Source organism: Methylosinus sp. sav-2 (assembly GCF_004366495.1).
Taxonomy (GTDB): domain Bacteria; phylum Pseudomonadota; class Alphaproteobacteria; order Rhizobiales; family Beijerinckiaceae; genus Methylosinus.
This window is the reverse complement of the sequence record NZ_SOEJ01000006.1, coordinates 151094-174601: the sequence shown is the minus strand read 5'-3', so window position 1 is coordinate 174601 and position 23508 is coordinate 151094. Positions and strand designations below refer to the sequence as shown.

27 protein-coding genes and 1 tRNA gene are annotated in these 23508 nt (G+C 64.6%); 10 read left to right on the top strand and 18 right to left on the bottom strand.

Features of this window, described 5'->3' with window-relative positions:
- Positions 1-149: 149 nt before the first annotated feature.
- The 3 genes from EDE12_RS12875 to EDE12_RS12865 all read left to right on the top strand — a co-directional run bounded on the left by EDE12_RS12875 (position 150) and on the right by EDE12_RS12865 (position 3580).
- The gene (locus tag EDE12_RS12875) at positions 150-1160 is read left to right on the top strand and encodes a DUF2232 domain-containing protein (RefSeq protein ID WP_026598700.1); all 1011 of its coding nucleotides are present in this window, start codon (positions 150-152) and stop codon (positions 1158-1160) included.
- Between the two features lie 45 nt (positions 1161-1205).
- A complete protein-coding gene (gene rplI, locus EDE12_RS12870; protein WP_024880036.1) occupies positions 1206-1772 on the top strand; it encodes a 50S ribosomal protein L9 in 567 nt (188 codons plus the stop codon).
- Positions 1773-2074: 302 nt separating this feature from the next.
- Complete coding sequence (locus EDE12_RS12865; RefSeq protein WP_024880038.1) at positions 2075-3580, top strand: replicative DNA helicase; 1506 nt, start codon at positions 2075-2077, stop codon at positions 3578-3580.
- A gap of 13 nt (positions 3581-3593) precedes the next feature.
- Here EDE12_RS12865 and EDE12_RS12860 read toward each other — a convergent pair whose 3' ends face one another.
- Entirely contained in the window at positions 3594-4187 is a 594-nt protein-coding gene (locus EDE12_RS12860) for a glutathione S-transferase N-terminal domain-containing protein (protein ID WP_026598701.1), read from the bottom strand.
- A gap of 51 nt (positions 4188-4238) precedes the next feature.
- On the opposite strand from EDE12_RS12860, the gene EDE12_RS12855 reads away from it, so the two are divergent.
- Positions 4239-4898 carry a class I SAM-dependent methyltransferase gene (locus tag EDE12_RS12855; protein WP_026598702.1) on the top strand — a complete coding sequence of 220 codons (660 nt, stop codon included), beginning with the start codon at positions 4239-4241 and terminating at the stop codon, positions 4896-4898.
- A gap of 39 nt (positions 4899-4937) precedes the next feature.
- Here EDE12_RS12855 and EDE12_RS12850 read toward each other — a convergent pair whose 3' ends face one another.
- The 5 genes from EDE12_RS12850 to EDE12_RS12830 form a co-directional block, all read right to left on the bottom strand.
- Positions 4938-5273 carry a hypothetical protein gene (locus EDE12_RS12850; protein WP_134188112.1) on the bottom strand — a complete coding sequence of 112 codons (336 nt, stop codon included), beginning with the start codon at positions 5271-5273 and terminating at the stop codon, positions 4938-4940.
- A gap of 107 nt (positions 5274-5380) precedes the next feature.
- Positions 5381-5938, bottom strand: a complete 558-nt coding sequence (locus tag EDE12_RS12845) for a Uma2 family endonuclease (RefSeq protein WP_026598704.1) — start codon at positions 5936-5938, stop codon at positions 5381-5383.
- 44 nt (positions 5939-5982) lie between these two features.
- Positions 5983-6618: a glutathione S-transferase gene (locus EDE12_RS12840; protein ID WP_024880043.1), complete on the bottom strand. Its 636-nt coding sequence runs from the start codon at positions 6616-6618 to the stop codon at positions 5983-5985.
- A gap of 189 nt (positions 6619-6807) precedes the next feature.
- On the bottom strand, positions 6808-9570 hold the full coding sequence (gene gyrA, locus EDE12_RS12835; protein ID WP_026598705.1) for a DNA gyrase subunit A: 2763 nt from the start codon (positions 9568-9570) through the stop codon (positions 6808-6810).
- A 373-nt stretch (positions 9571-9943) separates the two neighbouring features.
- Positions 9944-11182 carry a hypothetical protein gene (locus EDE12_RS12830; RefSeq protein WP_134188111.1) on the bottom strand — a complete coding sequence of 413 codons (1239 nt, stop codon included), beginning with the start codon at positions 11180-11182 and terminating at the stop codon, positions 9944-9946.
- Positions 11183-11356: 174 nt separating this feature from the next.
- Between EDE12_RS12830 and EDE12_RS12825 the strand changes: the two genes are divergently transcribed.
- Both EDE12_RS12825 and EDE12_RS12820 read left to right on the top strand, forming a co-directional pair.
- Positions 11357-11704, top strand: coding sequence for a hypothetical protein (locus EDE12_RS12825; protein WP_024880046.1), 348 nt, complete (start codon positions 11357-11359; stop codon positions 11702-11704).
- Between the two features lie 159 nt (positions 11705-11863).
- Positions 11864-11937: transfer RNA gene (locus tag EDE12_RS12820), tRNA-Cys, on the top strand.
- Between the two features lie 4 nt (positions 11938-11941).
- Here EDE12_RS12820 and EDE12_RS12815 read toward each other — a convergent pair.
- From EDE12_RS12815 to EDE12_RS12770, 9 genes are all read right to left on the bottom strand, one after another.
- The gene (locus EDE12_RS12815) at positions 11942-13138 is read right to left on the bottom strand and encodes a tyrosine-type recombinase/integrase (protein ID WP_166671856.1); all 1197 of its coding nucleotides are present in this window, start codon (positions 13136-13138) and stop codon (positions 11942-11944) included.
- 263 nt (positions 13139-13401) lie between these two features.
- Complete coding sequence (locus EDE12_RS12805; protein WP_026598708.1) at positions 13402-14604, bottom strand: DUF5131 family protein; 1203 nt, start codon at positions 14602-14604, stop codon at positions 13402-13404.
- Complete coding sequence (locus EDE12_RS12800; protein ID WP_134188109.1) at positions 14597-15100, bottom strand: hypothetical protein; 504 nt, start codon at positions 15098-15100, stop codon at positions 14597-14599. The genes EDE12_RS12805 and EDE12_RS12800 overlap by 8 nt, the downstream gene beginning before the upstream one ends.
- Before the next feature lie 5 nt (positions 15101-15105).
- Positions 15106-15930, bottom strand: coding sequence for a hypothetical protein (locus EDE12_RS12795; protein WP_134188108.1), 825 nt, complete (start codon positions 15928-15930; stop codon positions 15106-15108).
- Positions 15917-18169, bottom strand: coding sequence for a ParB N-terminal domain-containing protein (locus EDE12_RS12790; RefSeq protein WP_026598711.1), 2253 nt, complete (start codon positions 18167-18169; stop codon positions 15917-15919). The genes EDE12_RS12795 and EDE12_RS12790 overlap by 14 nt, the downstream gene beginning before the upstream one ends.
- On the bottom strand, positions 18166-18405 hold the full coding sequence (locus EDE12_RS12785; protein ID WP_026598712.1) for a hypothetical protein: 240 nt from the start codon (positions 18403-18405) through the stop codon (positions 18166-18168). Before EDE12_RS12785 ends, EDE12_RS12790 begins: the two co-directional genes overlap by 4 nt.
- Positions 18402-18683: a hypothetical protein gene (locus EDE12_RS12780; RefSeq protein ID WP_026598713.1), complete on the bottom strand. Its 282-nt coding sequence runs from the start codon at positions 18681-18683 to the stop codon at positions 18402-18404. Before EDE12_RS12780 ends, EDE12_RS12785 begins: the two co-directional genes overlap by 4 nt.
- Before the next feature lie 15 nt (positions 18684-18698).
- A complete protein-coding gene (locus EDE12_RS12775) occupies positions 18699-19439 on the bottom strand; it encodes a hypothetical protein (protein ID WP_134188107.1) in 741 nt (246 codons plus the stop codon).
- A complete protein-coding gene (locus tag EDE12_RS12770; protein ID WP_134188106.1) occupies positions 19436-19900 on the bottom strand; it encodes a hypothetical protein in 465 nt (154 codons plus the stop codon). Before EDE12_RS12770 ends, EDE12_RS12775 begins: the two co-directional genes overlap by 4 nt.
- A gap of 230 nt (positions 19901-20130) precedes the next feature.
- Here EDE12_RS12770 and EDE12_RS12765 point away from each other — a divergent pair, with 230 nt between their 5' ends.
- Positions 20131-20439: a hypothetical protein gene (locus tag EDE12_RS12765; RefSeq protein ID WP_134188105.1), complete on the top strand. Its 309-nt coding sequence runs from the start codon at positions 20131-20133 to the stop codon at positions 20437-20439.
- 5 nt (positions 20440-20444) lie between these two features.
- On the opposite strand, the gene EDE12_RS12760 is transcribed toward EDE12_RS12765, so the two are convergent.
- Together EDE12_RS12760 and EDE12_RS12755 are read right to left on the bottom strand one after the other, a co-directional pair.
- The gene (locus tag EDE12_RS12760; protein WP_084768515.1) at positions 20445-21086 is read right to left on the bottom strand and encodes a type VI secretion system-associated protein TagO; all 642 of its coding nucleotides are present in this window, start codon (positions 21084-21086) and stop codon (positions 20445-20447) included.
- Positions 21087-21122: 36 nt separating this feature from the next.
- Positions 21123-21440, bottom strand: coding sequence for a helix-turn-helix transcriptional regulator (locus EDE12_RS12755; RefSeq protein ID WP_134188104.1), 318 nt, complete (start codon positions 21438-21440; stop codon positions 21123-21125).
- Positions 21441-21704: 264 nt separating this feature from the next.
- Here EDE12_RS12755 and EDE12_RS12750 point away from each other — a divergent pair, with 264 nt between their 5' ends.
- Complete coding sequence (locus EDE12_RS12750) at positions 21705-21926, top strand: hypothetical protein (protein ID WP_026598716.1); 222 nt, start codon at positions 21705-21707, stop codon at positions 21924-21926.
- 120 nt (positions 21927-22046) lie between these two features.
- Here EDE12_RS12750 and EDE12_RS12745 read toward each other — a convergent pair whose 3' ends face one another.
- Positions 22047-22325: a hypothetical protein gene (locus EDE12_RS12745; RefSeq protein ID WP_134188103.1), complete on the bottom strand. Its 279-nt coding sequence runs from the start codon at positions 22323-22325 to the stop codon at positions 22047-22049.
- 491 nt (positions 22326-22816) lie between these two features.
- Here EDE12_RS12745 and EDE12_RS12740 point away from each other — a divergent pair, with 491 nt between their 5' ends.
- Complete coding sequence (locus EDE12_RS12740) at positions 22817-23119, top strand: hypothetical protein (RefSeq protein WP_134188102.1); 303 nt, start codon at positions 22817-22819, stop codon at positions 23117-23119.
- 54 nt (positions 23120-23173) lie between these two features.
- Entirely contained in the window at positions 23174-23506 is a 333-nt protein-coding gene (locus tag EDE12_RS12735) for a hypothetical protein (protein WP_026598718.1), read from the top strand.
- The last annotated feature ends 2 nt before the right edge of the window (positions 23507-23508 follow it).

Here is a 23508-nt window from a genome sequence, read left to right as displayed (position 1 = left end):
CCGGCGACGTTTTCGGCAATCGGAAGCGGGTTTTTTCGCGCTCTGACCCTTGCCCGGAGAGATCGCTCGCCTTAAAAGGCGGGCTTCGCCGGCGTTCAGGGGGCTGGACGCGAGATGATCGCGCTCGCCCTCGAACAAGCGTTGAGACCATGCCCCAGCTTCTACCCGAACGCAAGAAACTGCCCGTTCCCGACAACGGCGACTTTACGTTCTCGCAGATCTTCGCCTCCATCGGCGGCGGTCTCGCGGGCGCGGCCGTGTTCGCCGTCCTCACCAAGGGCACTTCGGCGTCGGTTCTGTTCGCCTTTCTCGCACCGCTGCCGATCTCCATCGTCGCGCTCGGCTTCGGTCTGCGCCATGGCGCGACCGCGGGCCTCATCGCGACCGGGCTGCTGTCGATCTGGCCCAATCCCATTTTCGGCCTCGTCTACGCTTTTCTCGTCGCGCTGCCGGCGCTCGCCGCCGCCTATGTCGTCTCTGGAGCCAATTGGCGCGGCCGCGAGCTGGTGACGTCCCATGCGCCGGCCTGGGCGGTGCTCGCCGCCGGCGGCGCAGTCGCAGCCGCAGTCTCGGCGGCGGTCGCCATAGCGGCGATTCGCTTCGGCAGCCTCGACGAGGCGCTGAACCCGCTGCGGGCGCGCGCCTTCATGGCGATCGAGGATCTCATCCGCACGCAGGAACTCGGCGACAAGCTCGACGCCAGCCAGCTCTCGGCGCTGGTCGTCTTCGCCTTTCCGGCGACGCTCGCCGCGCTCACTTTGTTCAGCCATGCGCTCAATCTATGGGGCGCCGGCCTGCTCGCCCGCGCCTCCGAGGCGCTGCCGCGGCCATGGCCGGACATTGCGCAGGAATTCGTGCTGCCGCGCGCCGTCGCCGGGGTCTTTCTCGCCGCCTGCGCCCTCGCCTATCTCGGCGACCTCCCCGGCGAGATCGGGCTAGTGATCGCCGAGACGCTCGGCCTCGCTCTGGCGATGCAGGGCCTCGCCGTCGTTCACGTTCTGCTGCGCGGGACGCGCATCGGCGGCGTGACGCTCACCGTCATCTATATCGTCATCGGCCTGTTCGCCTGGCCGATCGTCCTATTCACCGTCGTCGGCGTCGCCGATGCGGCGTTTTCGTTCCGAAGCCGCAAGCAGGCGGCGCAGGCGCGGCGCGGCTGAGAATCGCCGCGGCGCAATTCGAGAGACACTGAGGAGAGAGAACCCATGGTCGATGTCATTCTGCTGGAGCGCGTGGCCAAGCTCGGCCAGATGGGCGACACCGTTCGCGTGCGCGACGGCTATGCGCGCAACTTCCTGCTGGCCCGCGGCAAGGCGCTGCGCGCCACGGAAAACAATAAGAAGCATTTCGAGACGCAGCGCGCGCAGATCGAGGCGCGCAACCTCACCGCCCGCAAGGAGGCCGAGGCCGTCGCCGAGAAGCTCGAGGGTCAGACCTTCGTCATCATCCGCCAGGCCGGCGAGAGCGGCCATCTCTATGGCTCGGTGGCCCCGCGCGACATTTCCGACGCGGCGACCGCGGGCGGCTTCTCGCTCAACCGCAATCAGATCGACCTCCAGCATCCGATCAAGGCGCTCGGCCTGCATAATGTGCCGGTGAATCTGCATCCCGAGATCGAGGTGAAGATCATCGTCAACGTCGCTCGCTCCGCCGAAGAGGCCGAGCGTCAGGCGCGCGGCGAGGCCGCCGCCACTCGCGAGGAGACGACGCTGGACGATCTCGGCCTCGAGGTCGGCGCCGCTCTGGCCGAGGCCGGCGACGTCGAGCTCTGATCGCTCGCAACCGATTCGCTCTATCGGAAAAGGCCGGAGACGCCCGCGTCTCCGGCCTTTTTCATGCCCGAACGATTCGGCGTGACGAAATTGTCACAAGCAAAGGAATTCACGCAGATAGACCGAAAGCTGCGCTGTCGCATGTGGAAATGACTCACAAGTGGCCGCGCTCGCATTCGCCGAGCTTTGCGGCCATCTTTGTCATTGGCGCCGCTCTCTCCTTCGGGCAAATTCGCCGCCGTTCTCGAGTGCCTGTCGCTACGCGTTCACGAGCATCGAAGACATCCCGCCATGAGAGAGAAATGCCAGCAATCGAACCGTTGCCGGGTCCGCGGCCTTTTTCGGTCGCGCCGCTCGACGCGCCCGCCTATCGCACGCCGCCGCATAATATCGAAGCCGAGCAGGCGCTGCTCGGCGCCATACTCATCAACAATGACGCCTTCGATCGCGTCTCCGATTTTCTACGCTCCGAACATTTCTCCGAGGATTTGCACCGACGCATCTTCGAGGTTTTGGCGCAGATCATTCGCGCCGGACGCATCGCCACGGTCGTGACTCTGAAGACGCATTTGGGCGACATAGAGCTTCCTGGCGGCGTGCCGATGCAGACCTATCTCGCCGGCCTCGCCCGCGAGGCGACGACGATCATCAACGCCGAGGATTATGGCCGCACGATCCATGATCTCGCCGTGCGGCGCGAGCTGATCGTCATCGGCGAGGATATCGTCAATTCCGCCTATGATGCGGCCGTCGATCAAGCCCCACGCCAGCAGATAGAGGAAGCCGAACGCAAGCTCTATGCGGTGGCCGAGACCGGCCGCTATGATGGCGGCTTTCAGCGTTTCGCCGACGCGCTCTCCACCGCCATGGATATGGCGAGCAGCGCCTATCAGCGCGACGGGCATCTCTCCGGCGTCGCCACTGGTCTCGTCGATCTCGACGAGAAGATGGGCGGGCTGCAGAAGTCCGATCTCATCATCGTCGCCGGCCGTCCCGGCATGGGCAAGACGGCGCTTGCCACCAATATCGCCTTCAACATCGCCAAGGCCTATGTGCCGGAGCAATTGCCGGACGGCTCGATCAAGGCGGCGAATGGCGGCATCGTCGGCTTCTTCTCGCTGGAAATGTCGGCCGAGCAATTGGCGACGCGCGTCATCGCCGAGCAATCCGGCGTGCCCTCCTACAAGATCCGCCGCGGCGACATCAACGAAGACGACTTCCGCCGCATAGCGGAAGCCGCGCGCGAGATGCAGAGCGTGCCCTTCTTCATCGATCAGAGCGGCGGCATTTCCATCGCCCAGCTCACCGCGCGGGCGCGGCGCCTGAAGCGCCAGCGCGGGCTCGATCTGCTCGTCGTGGACTATCTTCAGCTGCTCTCCGGCTCCAAATCGCGCGGCGACAATCGCGTGCAGGAGCTGACCGAGATCACCACGGGCCTGAAGGCGCTGGCCAAGGAGCTGGCGGTGCCGATCATCGCGCTCTCGCAGCTCTCGCGTCAGGTCGAGAGCCGCGACGACAAGCGCCCGCAGCTCTCCGACCTCCGCGAATCCGGCTCGATCGAGCAGGACGCCGACGTGGTGATGTTCGTCTATCGCGAGGAATATTATCTGCGCAATCGCGAGCCGCGCGAGGGCACGGAAGAGCATATCGCCTGGCAGAACGAGATGGAGCGCGTGCATGGGCGCGCCGAGGCGATCCTCGGCAAGCAACGTCACGGCCCCACGGGAACGGTGACGCTCTCCTTCGAGGCGGAAGTTACGCGCTTCTCCAATCTCGCCGAGGAGGACAAGCTGCCGGCGCGCATATGAGGCGCCGGCGGCCTCAGGCGACGCGCGTCGCCTCGAAAGCCGGAACGTCCCGCGAAAACGCCTCGAGCCAGGCGAGGAGCGCGGGATATTTCGCGCGCCATGCGCCTTCGAAGCGCAGATCGAGATAGCCCAGCGCGGCGGCGACGGCCACATGGCCGATCGTCACCGGGCCGGCCGGCGGCGCGGCGTCGAGCGCCGCGAGCGCGCGGTCGAGCTTGCCGGTCTGCAAGGCGATCCAATCGGCGGAGCGCAGAGCCTGCGGCCGCGTCGCCTCATAGCGAATGAGCAGCGCGGCGTCGTTCATGCCGTCGCCGAGCGATTGCAGCGTCAGCGCCGCGATCCGCTCGGCGGGATCATGCGGAATGAGCTTGCCGCCGGCGAGAAGATCGAAATATTCGCAGATCACGCGGCTGTCATAGATCGTCTCGCCGCTGTCGAGGATGAGCGTCGGCACCTTGCCGAGCGGATTTTGCGCGCGCAACGAATCGTCGGGATTTGTCGTGTCGGCGCCGACGAGCTCGACGCTCGCGCCGAGGCCGAGCAGCTCGGCGACGATGCGGCACTTGCGGGCGTAGGGCGAAGCCGCGGAATAGCGTAGAATGGGCATTGGCTCCCTCACGTCGAAAAAGGCGTCGTCGAGCAATAGGACGTAACGAAGATGACCGCCAGTCCCGAAGAGATCGCCGCCGGCCAAGCCGTCTACACGCCCGCGGTTCTGCGGCTCTACGATCTGCTGGTGCTCGGCCTCTCCAACCGCTTCATCTGGAAATGTCCGACGCCGCGCCTACGCGCGCTCTATGACGCGCATGTGTCGGGCAATCATCTCGATGTCGGCGTCGGCACGGGATATTACCTCGACCATTGCCGCTTGCCCGCCGCTGCGCCGCGCGTCGCGCTGATGGATTTGAACGCGGATGCGCTGCGCTTCGCGGCGGCCCGCATCGCGCGCTATTCGCCGGAGAGCTATCGCCGCAATGTGCTGGAGCCGATCACTTTCGACGCGCCGAAATTCGACTCGGTCGGCGTCAATTATCTGCTGCATTGCCTGCCGAGCGCGATAGCGGAAAAGGCGGTCGTTTTCGACCATCTGAAGCCGCTGACGAATGACGGCGCCGTCTTTTTTGGCTCGACCTTGCTGCAAGGCGGCGTCGAGCGCTCCGGCGCGGCGCGGCGGCTGATGGAATTCTACAATCGCAAGGGCGTGTTCTCGAATAGGAGCGATGATCTCGACGAATTGCGCAATGCGCTCGAGCGACGCTTCCGCAATGTCGCGATCGACATTGTCGGCTGCGCCGCCGTGTTCATCGCTCGCGATTGACGGATCGCGCGAGCCTTTCGGCTCGCGCCTCCGATGCGATCACTCGTAGATCGCGCTCAGCACCACATGGAATTTCGCGACCGAATTGCCGATATTCTTGACCTCGTAATGAATCTCGGTCTCGTTCTTGGTCTCGACCGTCTGCGACTGCGGGAACGGCTTGATCTCCGTCACCGTGAAGTGACGCCAAACGCGCGTCACCTCGAGCGAGGTGTCCTGCGTGAAGCCGCTCGTCGTGCTGCCGGTGGCGAAGGGAATGGCCTGCGCGTCCCACACCGCGTTGAAGGGCGAGGCGTTGTTCCACCAGCCATGAACGGTCGCGCCCGGCGCGAGGGTGAGCTCGGTCTTGGTGTCGACGAAAAGCACTTTGGACATTTTCAATCTCCTATCTGAAACCGTCGCCTGAAATCATTGCGATCGGATGCAGAGGAGATTAGGCGCGGCGCGCCTTCGTCGCCGTGCGCGCGAGCACAGAGCACGCTCTAACGCGCTTCGCCATAGAGCGCGGAGAGCGGAAAGACGAGGCCGGGCGGATCGAGCGTGATGTCGCCGTCATGAATGACGCGCGTCAGAATATCGCTCCCCTCCCCGCGACGATGATGAATCACCAGCGGCGAATCTGGATCGACGATGAGATAATGCGCGACGCCCGCGATACGAAAATATCCGACGAGCTTGCCGAGGGCGTCATTGCGCCCTGTGGAGGGCGAGAGCACCTCGACGACGACGAGAGGCGCTTCGACGAAAAGCGTGTCCGGCGGAAGCTCGGGTCCGCAATAGAGCTGCGCATCGGGCTCGAAGACGGTCGTCGCATCGACACGCACGGCCATTCCGTCCGGCAGCACATGGCACGGCGCGCCGGCGCGGCGCACAGCGTCCTGCAGAGCGCGAGCGGCCGCGAGCTTCGCCTTCGCATGGGCCATTCGCTCCGCGGCCTGAGCGAAAACCTCGCCGTCGACGAGCTCGTGACGGCCGGGCTGTCCTTCGGCCCAGACCACGAACTCTTCGGCGGTCATTTTCATCTTCGGCAGAGCGCTCATGGGAGCATACTAGCGGAATAGCGCGTCTAGCGCCATTCGGGGCGTCACCCCTTTAGATCGTCGAAGGGCACCATCACATGCTGGCGATAGGCCGGCCGCTCGCAGAGCCGCGCATACCAAGTCTCGACATTGGGGAGCGACGGCCGCTCTATGTCGAGCGAGAAATAGCGATAGAGCGTCGTCCCGGCGGGAATATCGGCGAGCGTCGGCTCGTCGCCGGCGAGGAAAGGACGATCCGCCAGCCAGCTGTCGAGAAATCGATAATGTTGCGCGCAACGCGCGACGGCGGCATTGATCGCCGGCCAGTCGCGCTTTTCCTCCGGCGTGCGGTAGTAGCCCATGAACACGCCGTCGACGAAAGCCGGCTGCAGCGTCGTCTGCGCCCAATCCATCCAGCGATCGGGATAGGAACGGGTCGCCGCGTCCGCCGGCCAAAAAGCCTCGCCGCCATGGCGCGCGGCGAGATAGCGCAATATGGCGTGAGATTCCCACACCACCACGCCCTCGTCGTCGATGACCGGAATGCGGCCATGCGGATTTTTCGCGCGAAATTGTGGATCGTCCAGCCCGCCGAAAGCGCCGCCGAGCGGCACATGGGCGTGATCGAGCGCGAGCTCGCCGACGAGCCACATGACTTTCTGCACATTGAAGGAGTTGCGCCGTCCCCAGATCGTGAGCATGCGTTGGTCTCCTTCTTCGGCAATCTCGGCGTTGCGACAATCTAGCCCGAGGCGCAGGCGCGCGCCATTGACGTGGGGTTGCGTTTATCGAAGCGGCGCAGTTGCGCGCGACGAGAGCAATTCATGAAAACAAATTGCGTTTCGCCGAAAATCCCCCGGCGAAACGCGCTTTTCGGCCGCGACGAAGGCTCAGGCGGTCTCGCCGCCTGCGTCGCCGGACGCCGCGTCGCCGGCCGCCTCGTCCTCGCCGGCGTCGGCCAAATGCTCGACCGAGACGACGCGCTCGCCCTCCGCCGTGTCGAAGACGATGACGCCCTGCGTGCCGCGACCCGCTATGCGTATGCCTTCCACCGGGCAGCGGATGAGCTGGCCGCCATCCGTCACCAGCATGATCTCGTCGCCGCGCCCCACGGGGAAGGAGGCGACGAGCTTGCCATTGCGGGCGTTTACCGCCATGGCGACAATGCCTTTGCCGCCGCGTCCGGTGATGCGATATTCGAAGGACGAAGAGCGCTTGCCATAGCCGTTCTCGGAGACGGTCAGGATGATCTGCTCGGCCTGCTCCATTTCGCGATAGCGCGCCTCGGTCAGCTCGATCGCGGTCGAGGCCTCCTCGGTCTCCGCCGCGCCCTCCTCCACGCCTTCCGCTCCCGCATTGCGGCGCTGCGCCGCGGCGCGCTTGAGATAGGCGGCGCGCTCGTCGCCGACGGCCTCGAAATGGCGCAGGATCGACATTGAGATCACGCGATCGTCGCCAGCGAGCGCTATGCCGCGCACGCCCATGGAGGTGCGGCCCTGGAACACGCGCACGTCGCTGACCGGGAAGCGAATGCACTGCCCCTCGCGCGTCGTGAGCAGAATATCCTCCTGCTCCGCCGCTGTGGCGACATCGACGATGGCCTCGCCTTCGTCGAGCTTCATGGCGATGATGCCGGAGCGGCGCACATCGGAGAAGTCCGAGAGCTTGTTGCGGCGCACCGTGCCGCCCGTCGTCGCGAATATGGCGTCGAGCGTCGCCCAGCTCGATTCGTCCTCGGGCAGCGGCATGATGGTGGTGATGCGCTCACCCTGCTCGAGCGGCAGAAGATTGACCAACGCCTTGCCGCGCGCCTGCGGCGCCGCCAGCGGCAGACGCCAGACCTTTTCCTTATAGGCGCGGCCGAGCGAGGAGAAGAACAGCACCGGCGTATGCGTCGAGGCGACGAAGAGGCGCTGAACGAAATCCTCCTCCTTCGTCTGCATTCCCGAGCGGCCCTTGCCGCCGCGCCGCTGCGCGCGATAGGTCGAGAGCGGCACGCGCTTGATGTAGCCGGCATGCGAGACGGTGACGACCATATCCTCTCTCGCGATGAGGTCCTCGTCCTCGACGTCACCGTCGCCATCGACGATCTGCGTGCGGCGAGGCGTCGCATAGGCCTCCTTGACCGCGATCATCTCGTCCTTGACGATCCCGAACAGCCTTTCGCGCGAGCGCAAAATCTCGAGATATTCGGCGATCTCGGCGGCGAGCTTATTCAGCGCCTCGGCGATCTCGTCGCGGCCGAGCGCGGTGAGGCGCTGCAGGCGCAATTCCAGAATGGCGCGCGCCTGCGCCTCGGAAAGGCGGATCGCGCCATCCTCGGTGAGCACATGGCGCGGATCGGCGATCAGCGCGACCAGCGGCGCCATGTCCTTGGCGGGCCACTCGCGCTCCATCAGCGCTTCGCGCGCGGCGGCGGCGTCGGCCGAGGTGCGGATGAGGCGGATCACCTCGTCGATATTGGCGACGGCGATGGCGAGGCCGACCTGCAAATGCGCCGCGTCGCGCGCCTTGGCGAGGCGGAATTTGGTGCGCCTGGTGACGACGCTCTCGCGGAAGTCGACGAAGGCGAGCAGCACGTCCTTCAGCGTCAGCAGCTCGGGCCGGCCGCCGTTCAGCGCGATCATATTGACGGGGAAGCTCGACTGTAGCGCGGTATGGCGCCAGAGCTGGTTGAGCACCACATCCGCCACTGCGTCGCGCTTCAGCTCGATGACGATGCGCATGCCATCGCGGTCGGATTCGTCGCGCAGATCGGAGATGCCTTCGAGCTTCTTCTCGCGGACGAGGTCGGCGATGCGCTCGATCAGCGCCGCCTTGTTCACCTGATAGGGGATCTCGGTGAAGATGAGCGCCTCGCGCTCCTTGCGCAAAGTCTCGACCTCGGCCTTGGCGCGCATGATGATCGAGCCGCGCCCGGTCGTATAGGCGTTGCGTATTCCGCCCCGCCCTAGAATCGTCGCCGCCGTCGGGAAGTCCGGGCCGGGCACGATCTCCATCAGCTCGGCGACGGACATATCCGGCCGGTCGATTAGCGCTATGGCGGCGTCGATCACCTCGCCAAGATTATGCGGCGGAATATTCGTCGCCATGCCGACGGCGATGCCGCCAGCGCCATTGACGAGGAGATTAGGGAAGCGCGCCGGAAGGACGGTCGGCTCCATCTCCTTGTCGTCATAATTCGGCTTGAAGTCGACTGTGCCTTCGTCGATATCCTCGAGCAGCGCCAGCGCCGGCTTGGCGAGCCGCGACTCGGTGTAACGCATGGCCGCCGGCGGATCATTGTCGACGGAGCCGAAATTGCCCTGCCCGTCGATGAGCGGCAGCCGCATGGAAAAGGGCTGCGCCATGCGCACCAGCGCGTCATAGATCGCGGCGTCGCCATGCGGGTGATATTTACCCATGACGTCGCCGACGATGCGCGCCGATTTCACGTACGACTTATCGGGCGTATGGCCGTTCTCGTGCATGGAGAACATGATGCGCCGATGCACGGGTTTCAGACCGTCGCGAACATCCGGCAGCGCGCGGCTCACGATCACGCTCATCGCGTAATCGAGATAGCTGCGCTTCATCTCGTCGGCGATCGAAACCGGGCGAATGTCTGAGCCGGGCGTCGGAGGCTTTGTGTCGTCTGTGTCGTTCTCGGCCAATGGCTCGCCAATCCGCTTCGATCGTCCCGCGCTCCGCGGCGAAATCCTGCCGCGGCAATGTCGCGCCGGCTCTGGGAAAGAGCGCTTCTCGTCGTCGTCCCGTCTCGCCGACGAAGGCGAGGCGGCTGCAGAGTCCGCTGCTCGGGAGAGCGGCGGGACGTGGAGATCGCGCTCGCAGGACGTTTCGAGCGAAGCGCGCCGAGGCGAGCCTAGCGGCAGCCGTCGGCGACGCTCGAAACCGCCGTTTTTCTATAGGCGATTCTCGGCGGCGACGCCAGTTCGCCCCGGCGCGCCGCGCCGCAGTTCTGCTCGAAGAAACACAGGTTTAGAAAAGCTCTTCAAATCTCTTTCGATTCATTTTCGGATTCTGGCGTCAGCTCTGCGCCGAGCGCAGCCTGCGTCGCGCGTTCATGACGATCGTCCGCGCGCTGGCGTCGCCCGGCTCCAGCAGTTCCAGCCCGTCATCCTCGTTCGAGTCCCAGGAATCGGACGCCCGCCCCCGGCCCTCCGAATCGACCAGGGCGATCACGCGATTGGACTGCGCCGCAGTCGGCCCTCCTGCAGTCTTGCCGCCTCCGGCGAAACGAGCGCGCAGAGCGGCCGCGACCTCGGTCCAATCCATCGTCTTCGGCTTTTTGGGCGCTTCCTTCTTGGGTGCTTCCTGCGGCGCAGCTTCGGCCTGGGGCGCGGTTTCCGCAGCCTTCTTGCCGCGCAGCGCGGCGAATTTGGCGAGGATCGGCTCGAATTTCGCGCGCGCGGCTGCGAGCGCAATGGCCAAACGGCCCGCCGGCGCCGCTTCGCCCTCCTGCGGGGCGGCGGCTTTCGACGCGCCCGGCTCGGCCGCCTTGGCGACGGGGGGACCGCGCCGCAGATATTTCATCACGAGCAGGCCGGCGAGCGCGGCAGCGGCGACCAGCGCCTGCCAGAGAGCCATCGGCGATTCGCTTTCTTCCTGTGCCGGTGGCATAGCCTCGGCGCTCGGAGCCGGAGCGGCTTCCGCCGCCGGCGCCTCGCCCTTCGGCGAGTCGGCTTCGGCCTCGGGCGTCGCGGTTCGCTCGACCGGGGCCTCCGCCTTCGCCTCGACAGCGGCGGCCTCTGGCGCGGCAGGCGACGCGATTTGGGCAGTCGGCGCGGCCGACTGCGGAGCGCTCTCAGCCTGGGGCGGCGCGATCGGGGCCGGCTCGGCCGACGTTGCGACGACAGCCTGTTCCGGCGCCTTGGCGAGATCGGCGACTGGCGCATTCTCGAAGGCCGGAAGCGGCTCGCGCAGGAAGACCGGCACGGCAGGCGTCGGCTTCACCGATTCGGCCGGGGGCGGAGCCGCGACGGCGACCTTGGGGGCCTCGGCGGCGAGCGCGGGAGCGGGAGGACGCTCGGCCGGGCGCGCCTCCTTCTCCGGCTTCGCCGCGACGAGCGGCGCGAGCTTCACGATAATATCGTCATAGCCTTTGCCATTGGGAGAGCCGAGCTCCTCGATTCGCATGGCTCCGGCCACATGAAGCGCATGCGAGCGGCGCGGCTCGGCGGCGGCGCATCCGATATCGGCGGCTGCGGCCGCCAGCATCAGGCCGCCGGCCGAAAGGCGCGTGAACGGCGTGAAATTCGACCTCATCTGCGAGCTCCGCTGGAATGACGAGGCTCCAGCTTGCCTCGCGGAGTTGAACAAAGCCTTAGCATCGCGATGAACGAAGCGTTAATGCGCTCATTCTGTGATTCGTTCACGACTGGTTCACTGGCTTTAGCCAATGCTCGTGTCCCCGCTTCGCATTCCAATAGGAGGAAACAAATGAAGCTGAAGCTCGCTTTCGTCGCCATTCTGGCGTTCGCCGGCCTCACCGCGCCGGCCGCCATGGCCATGCCGCTCGCGCCGCTGCAGGAGGGCGCCGTCGCCCCGCTGACGCATGAAATCGGCGGCCGCTGCGGCCCCGGCTGGCACATAGATCCTTGGGGCCGTTGCGTGCCGCATCGTCGTCCGCCGCCGCCCGTCTATGGCCCGCGTCCCGGATACTATCCGCCAGCCTATGGTCCGCGTCCCGGATACCATCCCCCGGCCTATGGGCCGCGTCCGGGATTCCGATGCGGCCCCGGCGCGCATCCCAATCAATGGGGCCGCTGCGTTCCGAACCGCTGGTGATCCGCCGCGGCGCGCGGAGCTGAGGATAAATTCACCGAGCTCTTGCCGCGCGCCGCGCGAAGTCTTCCCGTCTCTCGCGCAAAGTCTTGCCGTCCGCCGGCAAGTCCTGTATGAGCGGCCTTCTCACGTCGACGTCGAGCTTTCGGCGCCGACGTTCGGGGCCTCGTGGCGGAGTGGCTACGCAGAGGACTGCAAATCCTTGTACGGGGGTTCGATTCCCTCCGAGGCCTCCAGCAGTCAACACGCCTCCAAGAATTTCAGCAGCTTATGTCTGTCGTTTCCCTCACCAGCGGCTTGGTTGTCCGAAAGTGAGGGATTTTTCGGCGGCGGCACGATCAGGTGCATCGCCGCGCGCGCCAGCTTTTTCTGGCGCGCCTTGCGCACATATTCGGCGGCCTGCTCTGCCTTCCGCCATCCGAAAATCGCCATGAGCTGATACTCGGTCGCGCCATTCTCGGCGGCGATCGTCGCCCCCGCCTTGCGCAGACCATGCGCGGAGCAGTGGGGGAGCTTCGCCTCGTCGCACCAATCGCGGAACTTGTTGCCGAGACCTTTGATTGAAAAAGGCTTTTTGTATTCCGTTTCCAGAAATGCCGCCGTTCCGATCTCCGGCGTCTGCATCAATGCCTCCGAGAGCGGCTCTAGAATAGGTAGCTCGAGCGAAACCGGGTCTCGGCCGCGATTTTTTACCTGCGTGAGGCGGAGGACCGGGAATCCGTCTCCGTCCTCTCCCACATTGCGGCGGCCAAACTGGGCAATATCCGAGATGCGTTGCCCGGAAAACAGTAGCAGGGCGAGCGCCAGATAGGCCTTCGAGCCGAGGGGGTGACGGCGCGCGAAATCTGCGACCTCATCCACGGTCCAGGTATGATGGCCCTCAGAGCCAGTCCTGAACTTGGCCACATCCCGCGCGGGATTGGTCTCCATCCGCCGCTCCGAGATCGCCCATTTGAACAGCGGGCCGAGCGTCTTTAGCCGGTGATTGGCGGCCTCGGGCGCGCTGGACTTGCGATCGCGCAGCAATTTGACGTGCGCGGGACAAATTTCGTTCACGGGAATATCTGCGAAAATATCCTCGCTCTCGCGATTTAGGCGCTCGCCGAGCATCGATTCGAGCACGCGCCGGCGCTGCGCCGTGGTCGCATGATTGAGCCGGGCAAAATCGACGGACTCCATATAATCGACCACGAGGGCTCGGAACGTTCCTGGCTGAGGCTTGCGGTCACGGCGCGGCGCCTTGGGCGCATGGCCCGCCGCGCAGAGCGCGTATTGTCGCCAAAACTCCTCGGTTCCAGGCCGGGCCGTGATCCGAATGCGCGGCCCATGACCCTTGCGATAATAGACTCTGACATTCCCATGGCGGTCGGGCTCTTCATAGACGTGGCGCGGCAGGGCGTCCCCTTGCCTAGAGTTGGAGCTTTTTCCAGCGGCCATTGTCATTAGACTCTCTAGACTCTTTCACGGCTTTCCGCGGCAAGCGCCGGAGCGCCTCGGCGATCTCCTCGGCGTCCCATATGAGCCGACCGCCGAGCTTGCGCGGCACGGGCATAGACCCGTCATCTACAGCCCGTTGAAAAAGCTCGGGACTTACGCCGATGAACGCGGCGGCGCTCTCGACAGAAAGCCCGATCGGATCGCGAGGGCAGTGTCGCACGCGGCTCATCGGCATATCTCCATATCGAGGATGGGTTTTGTCGTCATCTCCCGACCTCCCGAAGCCCATTGTGCTCTCGGCCGTCCAGCAAGCGCCCGGCGCGGCGCTTGCCGACGCGAAGCGAAGACGAGCCGTCGGAATGATGCTCGCACGCGGCCAGACAATCGACGCCGAGCTTCGTCGCGCCGACGAAGGTGAGCGGCCCTGCCGCAACGCGCTCCGGCGCGACCAAGGCGAGGAACTGATCCGCGTCGATCCATTCGCCCCATTGCTTGAAGTCGAAGGCGACCCCTGCCGCTGCGCATTGATCGCGAAGCGAGCGAAAGAGTGCGATCGGCGTCGACCGCGCGCCTGGGCCGCTCTCGCCGCCAGCGATGACGAGATCGAGGCTGGGAAGCTCGTCGCCGCGAATGCTCTGATGGCAAGACGGGCAAAAGATGTCGCTGTCGTCTCCCCAGGAGTCCGTTCCGCAAAGCTCGCCCGATCCGACCCAGCCACAATGTTCGCATTTTGTCATGTAGAAGAGAGGCGCGAGAAACGGCGTTCCGTCCGGCCTCTTGGCGGGGCGCGCCGTCGGAAGCCATCGTTTCCACGGGATCGCCCCGAGCAAGGGCTCGCAGCTCACAAAGCGAAAGGCCGCGGACGTCGCGAGCAACTCTGGAATGCGTTCGTCGGCACGTTGCGGATCTTCAACCGTCACCCCGAGCCAAATTCCCGGCGGCGGATTGTCGGCGCCATATTCGCCGAGCGTCGCGCGCGCGTCATCGCGACGGCGGGCGAGCGCATCTGTGCGCTCTAAGACGTGAGCCCCGGCCTCGGCGTTGACCTGCGCCCAAAAGTCCGGGTCGCTCAAGACTTCGCGCATGCGCTCGGCGCGCTTCGTCAGAACCTGAAAGACGTGGCCGCGAAGATGATGCGCCGCGACCATGACGGCGAAGATCGTCGCGATCTCGGACATGGACAAAGCCGCATGAAAAAGATCGCCATGCGCCGCGACGAAAATCTTGCGCGCTCGCGCCCATTGAAACGGAAGCTCGATCCATTCCCAATTGACGCGAACCTCCCCCGTCCACACATGCTTGCCGTTGACCTCGCGCGTAAGGCCGCGACGCGAGGCGTGACCTTTCATGCGCGTGCCGGCGAGACGCATCGCATAGCAATTCGTGCAAGCCGGAGAGACGAGGCTGCAACCTGTCACGATGTTCCAGGTCGCATCCGTCCATTCGATGGCGCTTTTCTCAGCCATGCGCCCTCGCGATCTCGCCCTCGAAGCGCGCGCGCCAAACGGCATAAGGCTGCATATCTTCCCGCTCGTCGAAACGAGACATGAGGACAGCGAGCGCGCGTCGGCCTTGCGCTAGAAGCGCTTTGGGCGAGCTGTCCGACCAATCGAGTTCCTGTGCGAGAACAGAGGCGGCGAGCGTCGCGTCTTCGCATGAATGGAATATCGCCACTCGGTAGCCGTTCGGCAGATAGGTTAGAACTGCGCAATAGATCGTCTTGCCGCAATCGGGGAACTCGCAATAGCGCTCGTCGATCGCGAAGCTTCCTTTCGTCCATCCCCAAACGCCGGCGCGGCCTTCGGGAACCAAGAAAGAGAAAAAGGATGGCGTCCAGCCCTCCCCGATATCGAACGCGCCCGCAGATGGGGGAGTTGCGCCGGGCGTCATGACGAGCGCGAATTCATGCGGCTCGATCGGCCGGAAGAAGGGCGGCTCGGAAATCAGTGGAATCTCGACCATGTGCGTCACTCCGCCGCCTTGGGCTCGCGTCCGCAGCTCGGGCATTTCTGCTCTGCCGCTGACGCGATCGTTCCGAAGTCCTCGAGGATGATGAGCGAAACGCGGCCGACTTTGGTGAGATGCCGCGGGTCGGTTTCGTTCTGGTCGGCGAAGGCCGCTTCTTCGCGCGCTTTCTCGAGCGACGCGCCAGCGGACAAGATTCCGAATGAGCCATCGGAATAGATCAGCGCGTATCTGCTATCGATGAGATGAGCGGGAATCGTCGTCCATCCGCGCGCCCAACAGAACGCCGCATAGATTGCGACGTCTTTCGGATCGCCCTTCGCGACGTGCCGCAGCAAGTCGGCTTTGCATTGCGCTTCCCAATCGTTCCGGCGCCAATCGTCGGTAAAGCCGTGCTTGATCTCGGATGCGCGGGCTTTTTCCTTCAGAGCCTCGGCGAAGCGATCTAGCATCGCGTGCGTCTCGGGGTGAAGTTGCTCCTCGACCATGTGCGTCACTTCGCATTCTCCGACTTTGCGCGCGAAACCTTGTTGATGGCGGCCGTGGCCAATTCGCGATGGTGGCGCGCCTCGCTCACGAAGCGCGAGGCGGCGTCGAATTGCGGCGCAACAATCGCAATCGAAGCCCGGCGCTGGGCAGGCGTGAAAAATTCTGGCGAGAGGATATGCCCGCTCTCGGCCGGCGCCCTGCTCTCCTTCGCAAAGCGCACGAACAAAGGCACGTATTCGGCGAGCATGCGCTCCGCCATAGTGATCGCGGCGAGAGCGTGATCGAGCGTCTCCAGCCGCATCTTCGGGGTTTCGGGGATGCGTGTCATTCCGCTGCATCCCTCGCCTTGTCGCCGATTTCTCGCCAAGAGAGGCCGAGAAGCACATAGCCGCTCTTCGTCTTGCGCTTCGCAGTGACGCCGAGGTCGAAAAGCACGGCGTCTTGCTCATGCGCATCGATGTGAAAATCGGGATTGATGCTCTGGCCGAAGGCCTGCAGATCGGATCGAAAATCCGAGACTGCGTAATTTGCGGCGCCTTCGTTCGGATAGCAGCGCTCGATCAGAAAGCGCGACATGATATGCAGCCCGCGCTCGCCGATGCAGGCGATCTCGACCTCGCGCGCCCAATTGCGGGCGGCTGCGTTGGCTTCAATCTCGGCGGCGCTCTCCTCCGTCTCCCGCGCGGCGCGGCGCGCGTCGAAGACCTGGCCGGCCGCGTCATCGTCCAGCCCTTTCTCGTCGGCCTCGATCGCCTCGACCATGGCTTGCGCCGTCGAGCGCGTGTCTTCCGGCCCGGAGGCGAAGAGCGTCGCCGCCGCCTCGGGAAGCCATTTGCGGTCCTTTGCGAGGATGGCGGCGCGCTCGACGATCTTGGGCTTGCGCAGCTTGCCGGCCTCGGCCGCGGCGGCCTCGCCGTCGATCGCGCGGATGGCGTCGAGCGCCTCATCCCGCGAGAGCGCCTGGAAAAGGGCCTTATGGTCCAGCGCCTCGGCGACGTCCGTTCGCACGGCGCCCATGCGCTGCGCCAGCGAGACGAAATTCTGCAACTGCGCGGGCTTCACATCGTCGAAGCAGATTGCACGCTCGACCACCTCGGCGAAGGCGACGGTGAGATCGGCGAGCGGGGTCGTCGCGACAATGGCGAGCGCGGTAGAAAAATGCGAGGGCGCGAGGCGCTGTAGCAGATCGTGGCGCGGCGGCTCCGGCGGATCATCGAATGTCGTGCGCAGCCCGATTCCGACGCAACCATGCGAACAGCCGAGCGCGGCGGTGGCGAGCGCCAGCGCGAGATAGGGATTGCGCGCCGTCGCGCGCGCGAGGCCGCCGCCGATCGCATCGCGGATGATCCATTCCTGGTCCTTGCCGCCGAGCGCGGGCGGGATCGCCGCCGGCTCGGGCGCGCTCTGCTCGCACGTCTTCGCCTTGGCGTCCTTGCGCGCGGCGCCGGGCTCGGCGATCTCCTCCCGCTCCTCGAGCTCCATCTCCGGCTCCGCCTGGGGGACGGCGCGGATGATTTCGACATTGCCATTGCTGTCCAGCTCGGCGCGCACGCCGAGCGCGGCTCGCTCTTTTTTGGGGATGGCGCGGAGATAGGCGCGGAGGTCGATTTCCTCCACCTCCTTCTCGAGCGCGGCGCGATCTTCGGCGTCCGCCCCGACCAATTGCTTATTGATCGTCTCCAGGCGTCGCAGCTCTTTGGCGGTGTAGTCGGAATCGAAGGGCAGCGGATCGGGGCCGGGAAGCATTCCGCCCTCGATCTCGGCGCGGCCCCAACCCTCTTGCCGCATGATCTCTTCGGCGGCGTCGAGCAAATAGCCGTCGGCGAAGTTCCTCGCGATGGTGCGGTCGAGCAGGATCGTCTCTTCCGAGAACAAGCTCTCCTCTATGCGCCCGCCCAAAAGCTCATAGCTGGCGCGGCGCGCGGGCTCGGCGAGAATGAATTTCGCGAGCGCCTCATGCGCGCCGACGCCCTCGCGCCGCAGCGCCTTGCGCACGAAATAGAGCTGCGGCGCGTCATTGCATCCGTCGAGAACGGCGTCTTGCGCCTCGATCGTTCCGCCCGTGAAGACCTCGGCGAGATCGCGGCTGATCTTGCCATCGCGCCACAGCGCGCGAACGCGCGGGCTCAATCGGCCGAGCGCGAGGCGCTGCTTGACGTGGCGCTCCGTCAGGGCGAAGTCGCGGGCGATCGTCGGCACGTCGAAGCCGGCCTTTTCGAGATCGGCGAAGGCCTCGAACTCCTCGACGGGATGCAAGGGCTTTTGCGTCACGGCTTCGGCGAGCGCCGCCTCGCGCGCCTCGGCGTCCGAGCCCTTGAAGATATGCACCTTCAGATAGGAGGTCGCATCCGGGTCGATAGAGCGCAGCGCGCGCCACCGACGGCCGCCCGCGAGAACGGCGAATTCGCCGAGCCCTTCGCCGGCGAGCGCATGCACCAGGATCGGATGCAACAGCCCGCGCGCGCGGATCGTCGCCGCGAGCGTCGAGACGTCGCTGTCCATGTCCTGGCGCGGATTGAGCGGCGACAGGCGCGTGATGAGGGAAAGCGGCAGCTCTTCGTCAATGATCTCGCTCATCGGACGTCCTTTTCCAAAAAGGCCAGGCGGGGCAGAGAGACCGTGACGGTGGGCGTGCCGTCATATCGACGGCTCGTGCACAGCGCGTCCGGCCGCTCCTTGGAGATCGCGCGGATTTCCGGCACGGGGCGCGCGGCGCAGGAAATCGTGTCGCGGCGTCGCGCCGGGCTGGCGGCGGCGAGGCGCTCGCGCGGGCCGTGCGGGCGCGGCGGCTTGGTGAAATCATCTGGGCTCATGCGGCGCTCCTCTGCTCGACGATGGCGCTCGGCCGCGGCGCGAGGGCCTGCTCCGACTGGCCGAGCGCGAGCGCATCGGCGAGGCCGAAGGTGCGAGCGTGGCGCGCCAAGTGGCCGATGCGTGGCGCGAGGCGAATGGCTTCGCGAAGCGACAACGTGTCATCGTCGATGAGATGGCGGAGCAACTGCGGCTCATCGTCGAGGTCCAGCGTCGCGGGGATGGAAGCGACGGCGCAGCGGATGAGGATGAAATCGCTATCAGGGGAAATGTCGCGCATGGCGAGCCTCGACGGCTAAAGGGGCAAATGGTCGCGAAGCGACGCAGTGACGTGATGATGGTCGACGCGATTGCGATCGCGCTGCGACAGCTTGGAAAAATGAAGCATCATCTCGACGCCTGCGGCCTGAAGGTCGGCGCAATGACGCTGGTAATTGTCGATCGTCGCGCGATGCGCCGCGTTGAGGCGCTGCAGTTCTTCCGTCGCGGCGTTGGCGAGCGCGAGATCATGCGTGAGCTTCGCCTCGCGTTCTCCCGCTGCGGCGAGCTGCGCGTTGCGCTGCTCGGCGTCGCGCTGTGCGGACTCGTAATATTCGCGATATTGGAGCAGCGTCTCGTCGCGCTTCGTCAGCTCGATCCGCAAGGCCTGGATCAAATCATGATCCTCTGCCGATCCGGCCCATGTGCGCAGATCGTCACGCAAGGTCGCGAGGATCGCCTCGCGCAATGCGACATAGCTTTTCTGCTTATCCTGAATTCTGCCGCGCGCCGCGTTGATCTCGGCGTGTGCTTCCGCGACGGCCCTGTCGGCCTGCTTCGCAGAGGCGCGCAAACTTTCCAGCTCATCGCGCCATGTGGCTTGATCCGTCGCCCATGCGGCGCGCTCGGCCTCGCGCTCGACGCGGCGCGTCTCCATCTCTTCGGCGAATAAAGCGCATATGCCGAGCCCATTGCTATGCTTCTCGCGCAGCTCGGGGCGCAGCGCATTATGCAACGCGTCGAACATTTCCGAATACGCTGTTCTCTCGCCTCTCATCGCAGCACTCCATCGGTCACGGCCATGGCGCCGCCGGAATGCAAGGTGTGGGCGCGCTCGAGGCTGTTGGCGATGTTGCGGGATTTGGCGGCGGCGCGGAGGTCGCTGCCATTGGCGTGGGCGGAGATTGCCGTCTCGACGACGACCGCACGCAAAAGCTCCGCCTCCTGCTCGGCGTTGCAGGTCTCCGCATATGCGCGAGCGAGACGGCGGGCGAGATCGGCATTTTCGCGCATCGCCTCGGCGAGCGAGGCCTCCAGCGCCGCGATGCGAGCGGCCTGCGCTTCCAGGATGGTCTCGGCGTGCGATCGCTCGGCCGTGTCGAGAGCCGTCGCCGTTTTCGCGACGCGACGGCTGCGCGAGGATGCGCCGGATTTGCGGCGCTTCGTCGCGCGCCGCGCGGACGCGGCTGCGGTTTCGGGCGCGGCTGTCTGGGGTTTGGATTTGGGCGGTCGGGACATGAGGGGCTCCATCGCGAGCGGGGGCGTGGCGATGGGGAATAATTGGACGATTTGTCCAACTCGTCAAGGACAAATTGTCCAATTTCAATTGGCGTAGAATTGGCCGATCTGGCCAGTTCCTGCGAATCGCCCCGTTGGCTTCGGCTAAAGGCCGTGTTTAAGCTTTTGGAAAGATTGCTCGCGTTCACACGCCAAAGAGGTTTCGGATGCGCCGTTGTGGAGTTTTATTGTTGATTGGAGCGTTGTCTGCATGCGCGAAGGGCGCCGATAAGGTTCTGCCGTCCCCGGTCCCGACCGCCGAATTCGAGCACGCGGCCTGCCCGCAGCTTGCCGCGGCGCGCATACGGAACATGGAAACCCTAACGGCTCTATCCATGGCGCAGGATCGGGCGTCCTCGAATGATACTATCGGCGTGATTTTCATCGGGCTGCCGCTCGCATCGATGACAGGAGCGGATAAAGAGGCCGAACTCTCCGTCGTAAAAGGCCGGGACCTCGCGCTACAATCACAAATGGCCGCGAAAAACTGCCCGGGCTGAGAGGATCAAGGACGGCCGCAAGCGCCGGGATATTTGGCGGATATGTTCTTGAGTCCGGCTAGTCGATAGGTCGCTTCGGTGCTGCCGAAAGTCTCCGCGTCCGACCGAACCACCATGTCTTCAGAGCCCAGCATCGCGGCGATCATCTTGGCCGCTTCGGGGCTGTCCCAGGGTCCAAAAGCCTTGTTATCCTGTGATGCCTTCCATCTCGAGGACTTAACGGGCGGCTCGCCAATTCGATAAGAGGCCGAAACACCTCTACTTCCGGCGACAAGCTTCGTGAACGCGAAAATGAGATTTGGCTTCTTATAATCACACGTCAAGATCAACAGCGCATTGTGTGATTGCGCAAATGGGTCGCTAAATACCTGCGCTCGGTCTGATTGAAGATAGAATATAACCTTCCGCTGCTTTGAGAGGTGGTCTGTAGTCTCTTCGACCGTCCATGCGCCCGTATCGTTCGCGGCCGTTGAAGACGTCGCTATCGTTGACTTGTCCGGGAATGTGCTGACGCCATTTCGAAACGCGGCGTCGTAGCATTTGAGGCGATCAGCATCGTTGGCAATATCTTGGCATGCGGCAATTGCGACGCTAGGAAGAATAATGAAAGACGCCAAAAAACTGAAAAATAATGAACTTTGGCTCATGAATCTGCCTCGTGGCGAGCGAGCTAGCGCTTGGCTTTAAGCTCTTTTTTTAAGCAGCCCCTCAGCCGCCGGAAGCCGTTTCTCCTCCCGGCCGGTCAATATGTATTCGACGCTTCTCCCCACCACGCCAGCGAATCGAGGGATCAAATATTGAGGCATGGGGGAGCGGCCTTCGTATTTTCGATAGCGGTCTGGCGGGATGCCTAGCGCGATTGCCATTTGCTCGGCCGACCACGCTTTTTCCTCGCGCAGCCGCTTCACCCGCGCGCAGAATGCGTCGTTGAAGATCAGTTCCTCGTTGCTCGTCGTCATGCGGGGATTATGGACAAAACGTCCACAGAATTGATTGGACATATTGGCCTTGACATTTTGGACAATTTGTCCAATTCATTCACCCATGGTCGAGAACGCTCTCACAAAGGACGTCGAAGCGAAGCTCCTCGCGCTGGGCGCTTCGAAGACGAACGTTTTTAAATGGCGTCGCCGTGGCGTGCCGGCCGCATGGCGGCTCAAGCTGCTGGAAGCGGAGAGTGGATCACCGCTAGGCGTGCTTGGTCGAGTTGGTCCGACTTCATCGGTCGCTCCGATCCCCTCCCCTTTTCCGCCCGAGGCCGACGCATGATCTCGGAAATGGCACCATTAAGTAGCCAGCTGGTCGCGGTCGAGCGCGGCGCTCTGCAATCCGTTCTCCTCGCCTTCCGCGTCGAGGGCGGCGACAAGCTGGCGCTCCGCCTATCGATCGTCGATGCGCGCGCCCTGCTCGAGGCCGTCGGCCATGTCGCCGACGGCCGCGCCCTGCGCTCGTCCGTCAAGCGCGAGAGCGAGGGGGAAGCGCGATGAGCCTTTTCGGCTATCCCCTGACTTCAGAAGCCTGCCGAGCCCCCGAAGGGGAGGCCATTCTCTCTCCTCAACAGCAGGCGACGCTCGACCGCATATTTCGTCGCCGCCACCGATCTCTGCTCAACTTCCTTTTCCCGGGCCTTCGCTCGCGGAGAGGATATGCATGGCCGGCTTTGCGAGTGACTGCGCGAGATCGAGAGCTTGCGCAGGCGTCAAGATCACCTGAAGGTTTTGGCCTCCCGTTTTCAGTTCCGCTGGCGTCTCTGCATAGAGAATGCGCAATAACACGGACATTCCAGCAACCGGAGTTATGGTCCAGCCGAGGACCGGACGCGTCTTTACTGAGCCGTCTTCGTTCAATTCCAGAGCGTCTAAGGCGGCTTGCAAAGGGTCTGACATGATTTTCGTCCTCGCTGGGTTGGTTGCGCTCCCGATGATGGCGAAACCGGCGGGGCGCGCAAGCGCCCCGCCCTCCTCTTCGCGCGGGTTTCCCGCTCTTTCCCGCGCGTCGCGACTGGCCGCCGTAAGCGGCCATGCCCTCCTAGGGCGTTTCCTCCCACACTCCCCCGAGGCTTCGGCCTCGGGGTCTTTTGCGTCTGCTTTGCGTGCGTCTGTGTTGTCCGAGTTTGTCGTTCCGTTCTTCGTGTCTCGCCGGCGCGCCCCCGCGCGCCGGCCTGTCGTCTCTCGCCTCACAATATTGCCGGGGCGGCGCGCCAACGCCGCTGCGGCCTAGGGCCTATCGAGCCATGCGCCTTATCGACGAATTCTCCCTCGCTCCAAGCCCCTCGATGCACGCAGCATCGGGGGTTTCGGTGGGAAAAGATTCGTCGAAATTTGGAAACCTTTCCACAAACGCTGGAAAGTTTTCCGGCGCGCTGGATCGCGGCGCATTGGAGCGGCTCGTCGCCTATTTGCTGCGCGCGTTTCCGAGCAAGACGGCCGAGGCGGTCGAGGCGATCACCGAAGGCGCGGTGAAATCCGACCGCGTGCGCAAATGGCTACAGCTGCAATGCGCGCCAGATTTTCTCGCCTTGCTGCATCTCATCCGCGCGTTCGGCGCGGATTTTCTCGTCTGTGTGATCGGCGACGCGCCCGAGAGTCTGCTCGAGGCGGCGATTTCCGAACGGCGTGCGCGTTTTCTCGAGAGCGTTCGTAAGCTCGAGGAAGAGTTCGGGTCTTCGTCCAGTCGGTAGTTCCGGTCCAGTCGGTAATCCGAGTTCGGCTCACTCGAACGCTGAGATTATCTCATGCGCAAATTCTGGCTGCGCGCGGCTCTGGCCGCGTCGCTTTCGCGCGACCTGTGCTCTGGCTGCGCCTGGGCCGTTTCATGGCCGTTCCGCGTGACATCGCGGCGACTCGATCGCATCGTGCTCGGCTGCCGTGCGCGTGCGACGCCGGCGCCCTGCGGCGATCAGCCGACAGCGGGCGCGATATGGACCGTCGGCGGCGTGCGGTCGATCTCCCGTGACGAATATCGCGCCTATCACGACGCTATGGCGCGACATGCGTGCGCGGGCTCGATCGGCGACGCGCAGCGTGACGACGTCGCCGCGCAATATATCGATGCGAGGTCGCTGTGAAG

Bases quoted from the DNA above. Each gene is read 5' to 3' on its own strand.
- EDE12_RS12875 (WP_026598700.1), top strand. From the start codon at position 150: ATGCCCCAGCTTCTACCCGAACGCAAGAAACTGCCCGTTCCCGACAAC.
- rplI (WP_024880036.1), top strand. From the start codon at position 1,206: ATGGTCGATGTCATTCTGCTGGAGCGCGTGGCCAAGCTCGGCCAGATG.
- EDE12_RS12865 (WP_024880038.1), top strand. From the start codon at position 2,075: ATGCCAGCAATCGAACCGTTGCCGGGTCCGCGGCCTTTTTCGGTCGCG.
- EDE12_RS12860 (WP_026598701.1), bottom strand. From the start codon at position 4,187: ATGCCCATTCTACGCTATTCCGCGGCTTCGCCCTACGCCCGCAAGTGC.
- EDE12_RS12855 (WP_026598702.1), top strand. From the start codon at position 4,239: ATGACCGCCAGTCCCGAAGAGATCGCCGCCGGCCAAGCCGTCTACACG.
- EDE12_RS12850 (WP_134188112.1), bottom strand. From the start codon at position 5,273: ATGTCCAAAGTGCTTTTCGTCGACACCAAGACCGAGCTCACCCTCGCG.
- EDE12_RS12845 (WP_026598704.1), bottom strand. From the start codon at position 5,938: ATGAGCGCTCTGCCGAAGATGAAAATGACCGCCGAAGAGTTCGTGGTC.
- EDE12_RS12840 (WP_024880043.1), bottom strand. From the start codon at position 6,618: ATGCTCACGATCTGGGGACGGCGCAACTCCTTCAATGTGCAGAAAGTC.
- EDE12_RS12830 (WP_134188111.1), bottom strand. From the start codon at position 11,182: ATGAGGTCGAATTTCACGCCGTTCACGCGCCTTTCGGCCGGCGGCCTG.
- EDE12_RS12825 (WP_024880046.1), top strand. From the start codon at position 11,357: ATGAAGCTGAAGCTCGCTTTCGTCGCCATTCTGGCGTTCGCCGGCCTC.
- EDE12_RS12815 (WP_166671856.1), bottom strand. From the start codon at position 13,138: ATGGCCGCTGGAAAAAGCTCCAACTCTAGGCAAGGGGACGCCCTGCCG.
- EDE12_RS12805 (WP_026598708.1), bottom strand. From the start codon at position 14,604: ATGGCTGAGAAAAGCGCCATCGAATGGACGGATGCGACCTGGAACATC.
- EDE12_RS12800 (WP_134188109.1), bottom strand. From the start codon at position 15,100: ATGGTCGAGATTCCACTGATTTCCGAGCCGCCCTTCTTCCGGCCGATC.
- EDE12_RS12795 (WP_134188108.1), bottom strand. From the start codon at position 15,930: ATGCAGCGGAATGACACGCATCCCCGAAACCCCGAAGATGCGGCTGGA.
- EDE12_RS12790 (WP_026598711.1), bottom strand. From the start codon at position 18,169: ATGAGCGAGATCATTGACGAAGAGCTGCCGCTTTCCCTCATCACGCGC.
- EDE12_RS12785 (WP_026598712.1), bottom strand. From the start codon at position 18,405: ATGAGCCCAGATGATTTCACCAAGCCGCCGCGCCCGCACGGCCCGCGC.
- EDE12_RS12780 (WP_026598713.1), bottom strand. From the start codon at position 18,683: ATGCGCGACATTTCCCCTGATAGCGATTTCATCCTCATCCGCTGCGCC.
- EDE12_RS12775 (WP_134188107.1), bottom strand. From the start codon at position 19,439: ATGAGAGGCGAGAGAACAGCGTATTCGGAAATGTTCGACGCGTTGCAT.
- EDE12_RS12770 (WP_134188106.1), bottom strand. From the start codon at position 19,900: ATGTCCCGACCGCCCAAATCCAAACCCCAGACAGCCGCGCCCGAAACC.
- EDE12_RS12760 (WP_084768515.1), bottom strand. From the start codon at position 21,086: ATGAGCCAAAGTTCATTATTTTTCAGTTTTTTGGCGTCTTTCATTATT.
- EDE12_RS12755 (WP_134188104.1), bottom strand. From the start codon at position 21,440: ATGTCCAATCAATTCTGTGGACGTTTTGTCCATAATCCCCGCATGACG.
- EDE12_RS12750 (WP_026598716.1), top strand. From the start codon at position 21,705: ATGATCTCGGAAATGGCACCATTAAGTAGCCAGCTGGTCGCGGTCGAG.
- EDE12_RS12745 (WP_134188103.1), bottom strand. From the start codon at position 22,325: ATGTCAGACCCTTTGCAAGCCGCCTTAGACGCTCTGGAATTGAACGAA.
- EDE12_RS12735 (WP_026598718.1), top strand. From the start codon at position 23,174: ATGCGCAAATTCTGGCTGCGCGCGGCTCTGGCCGCGTCGCTTTCGCGC.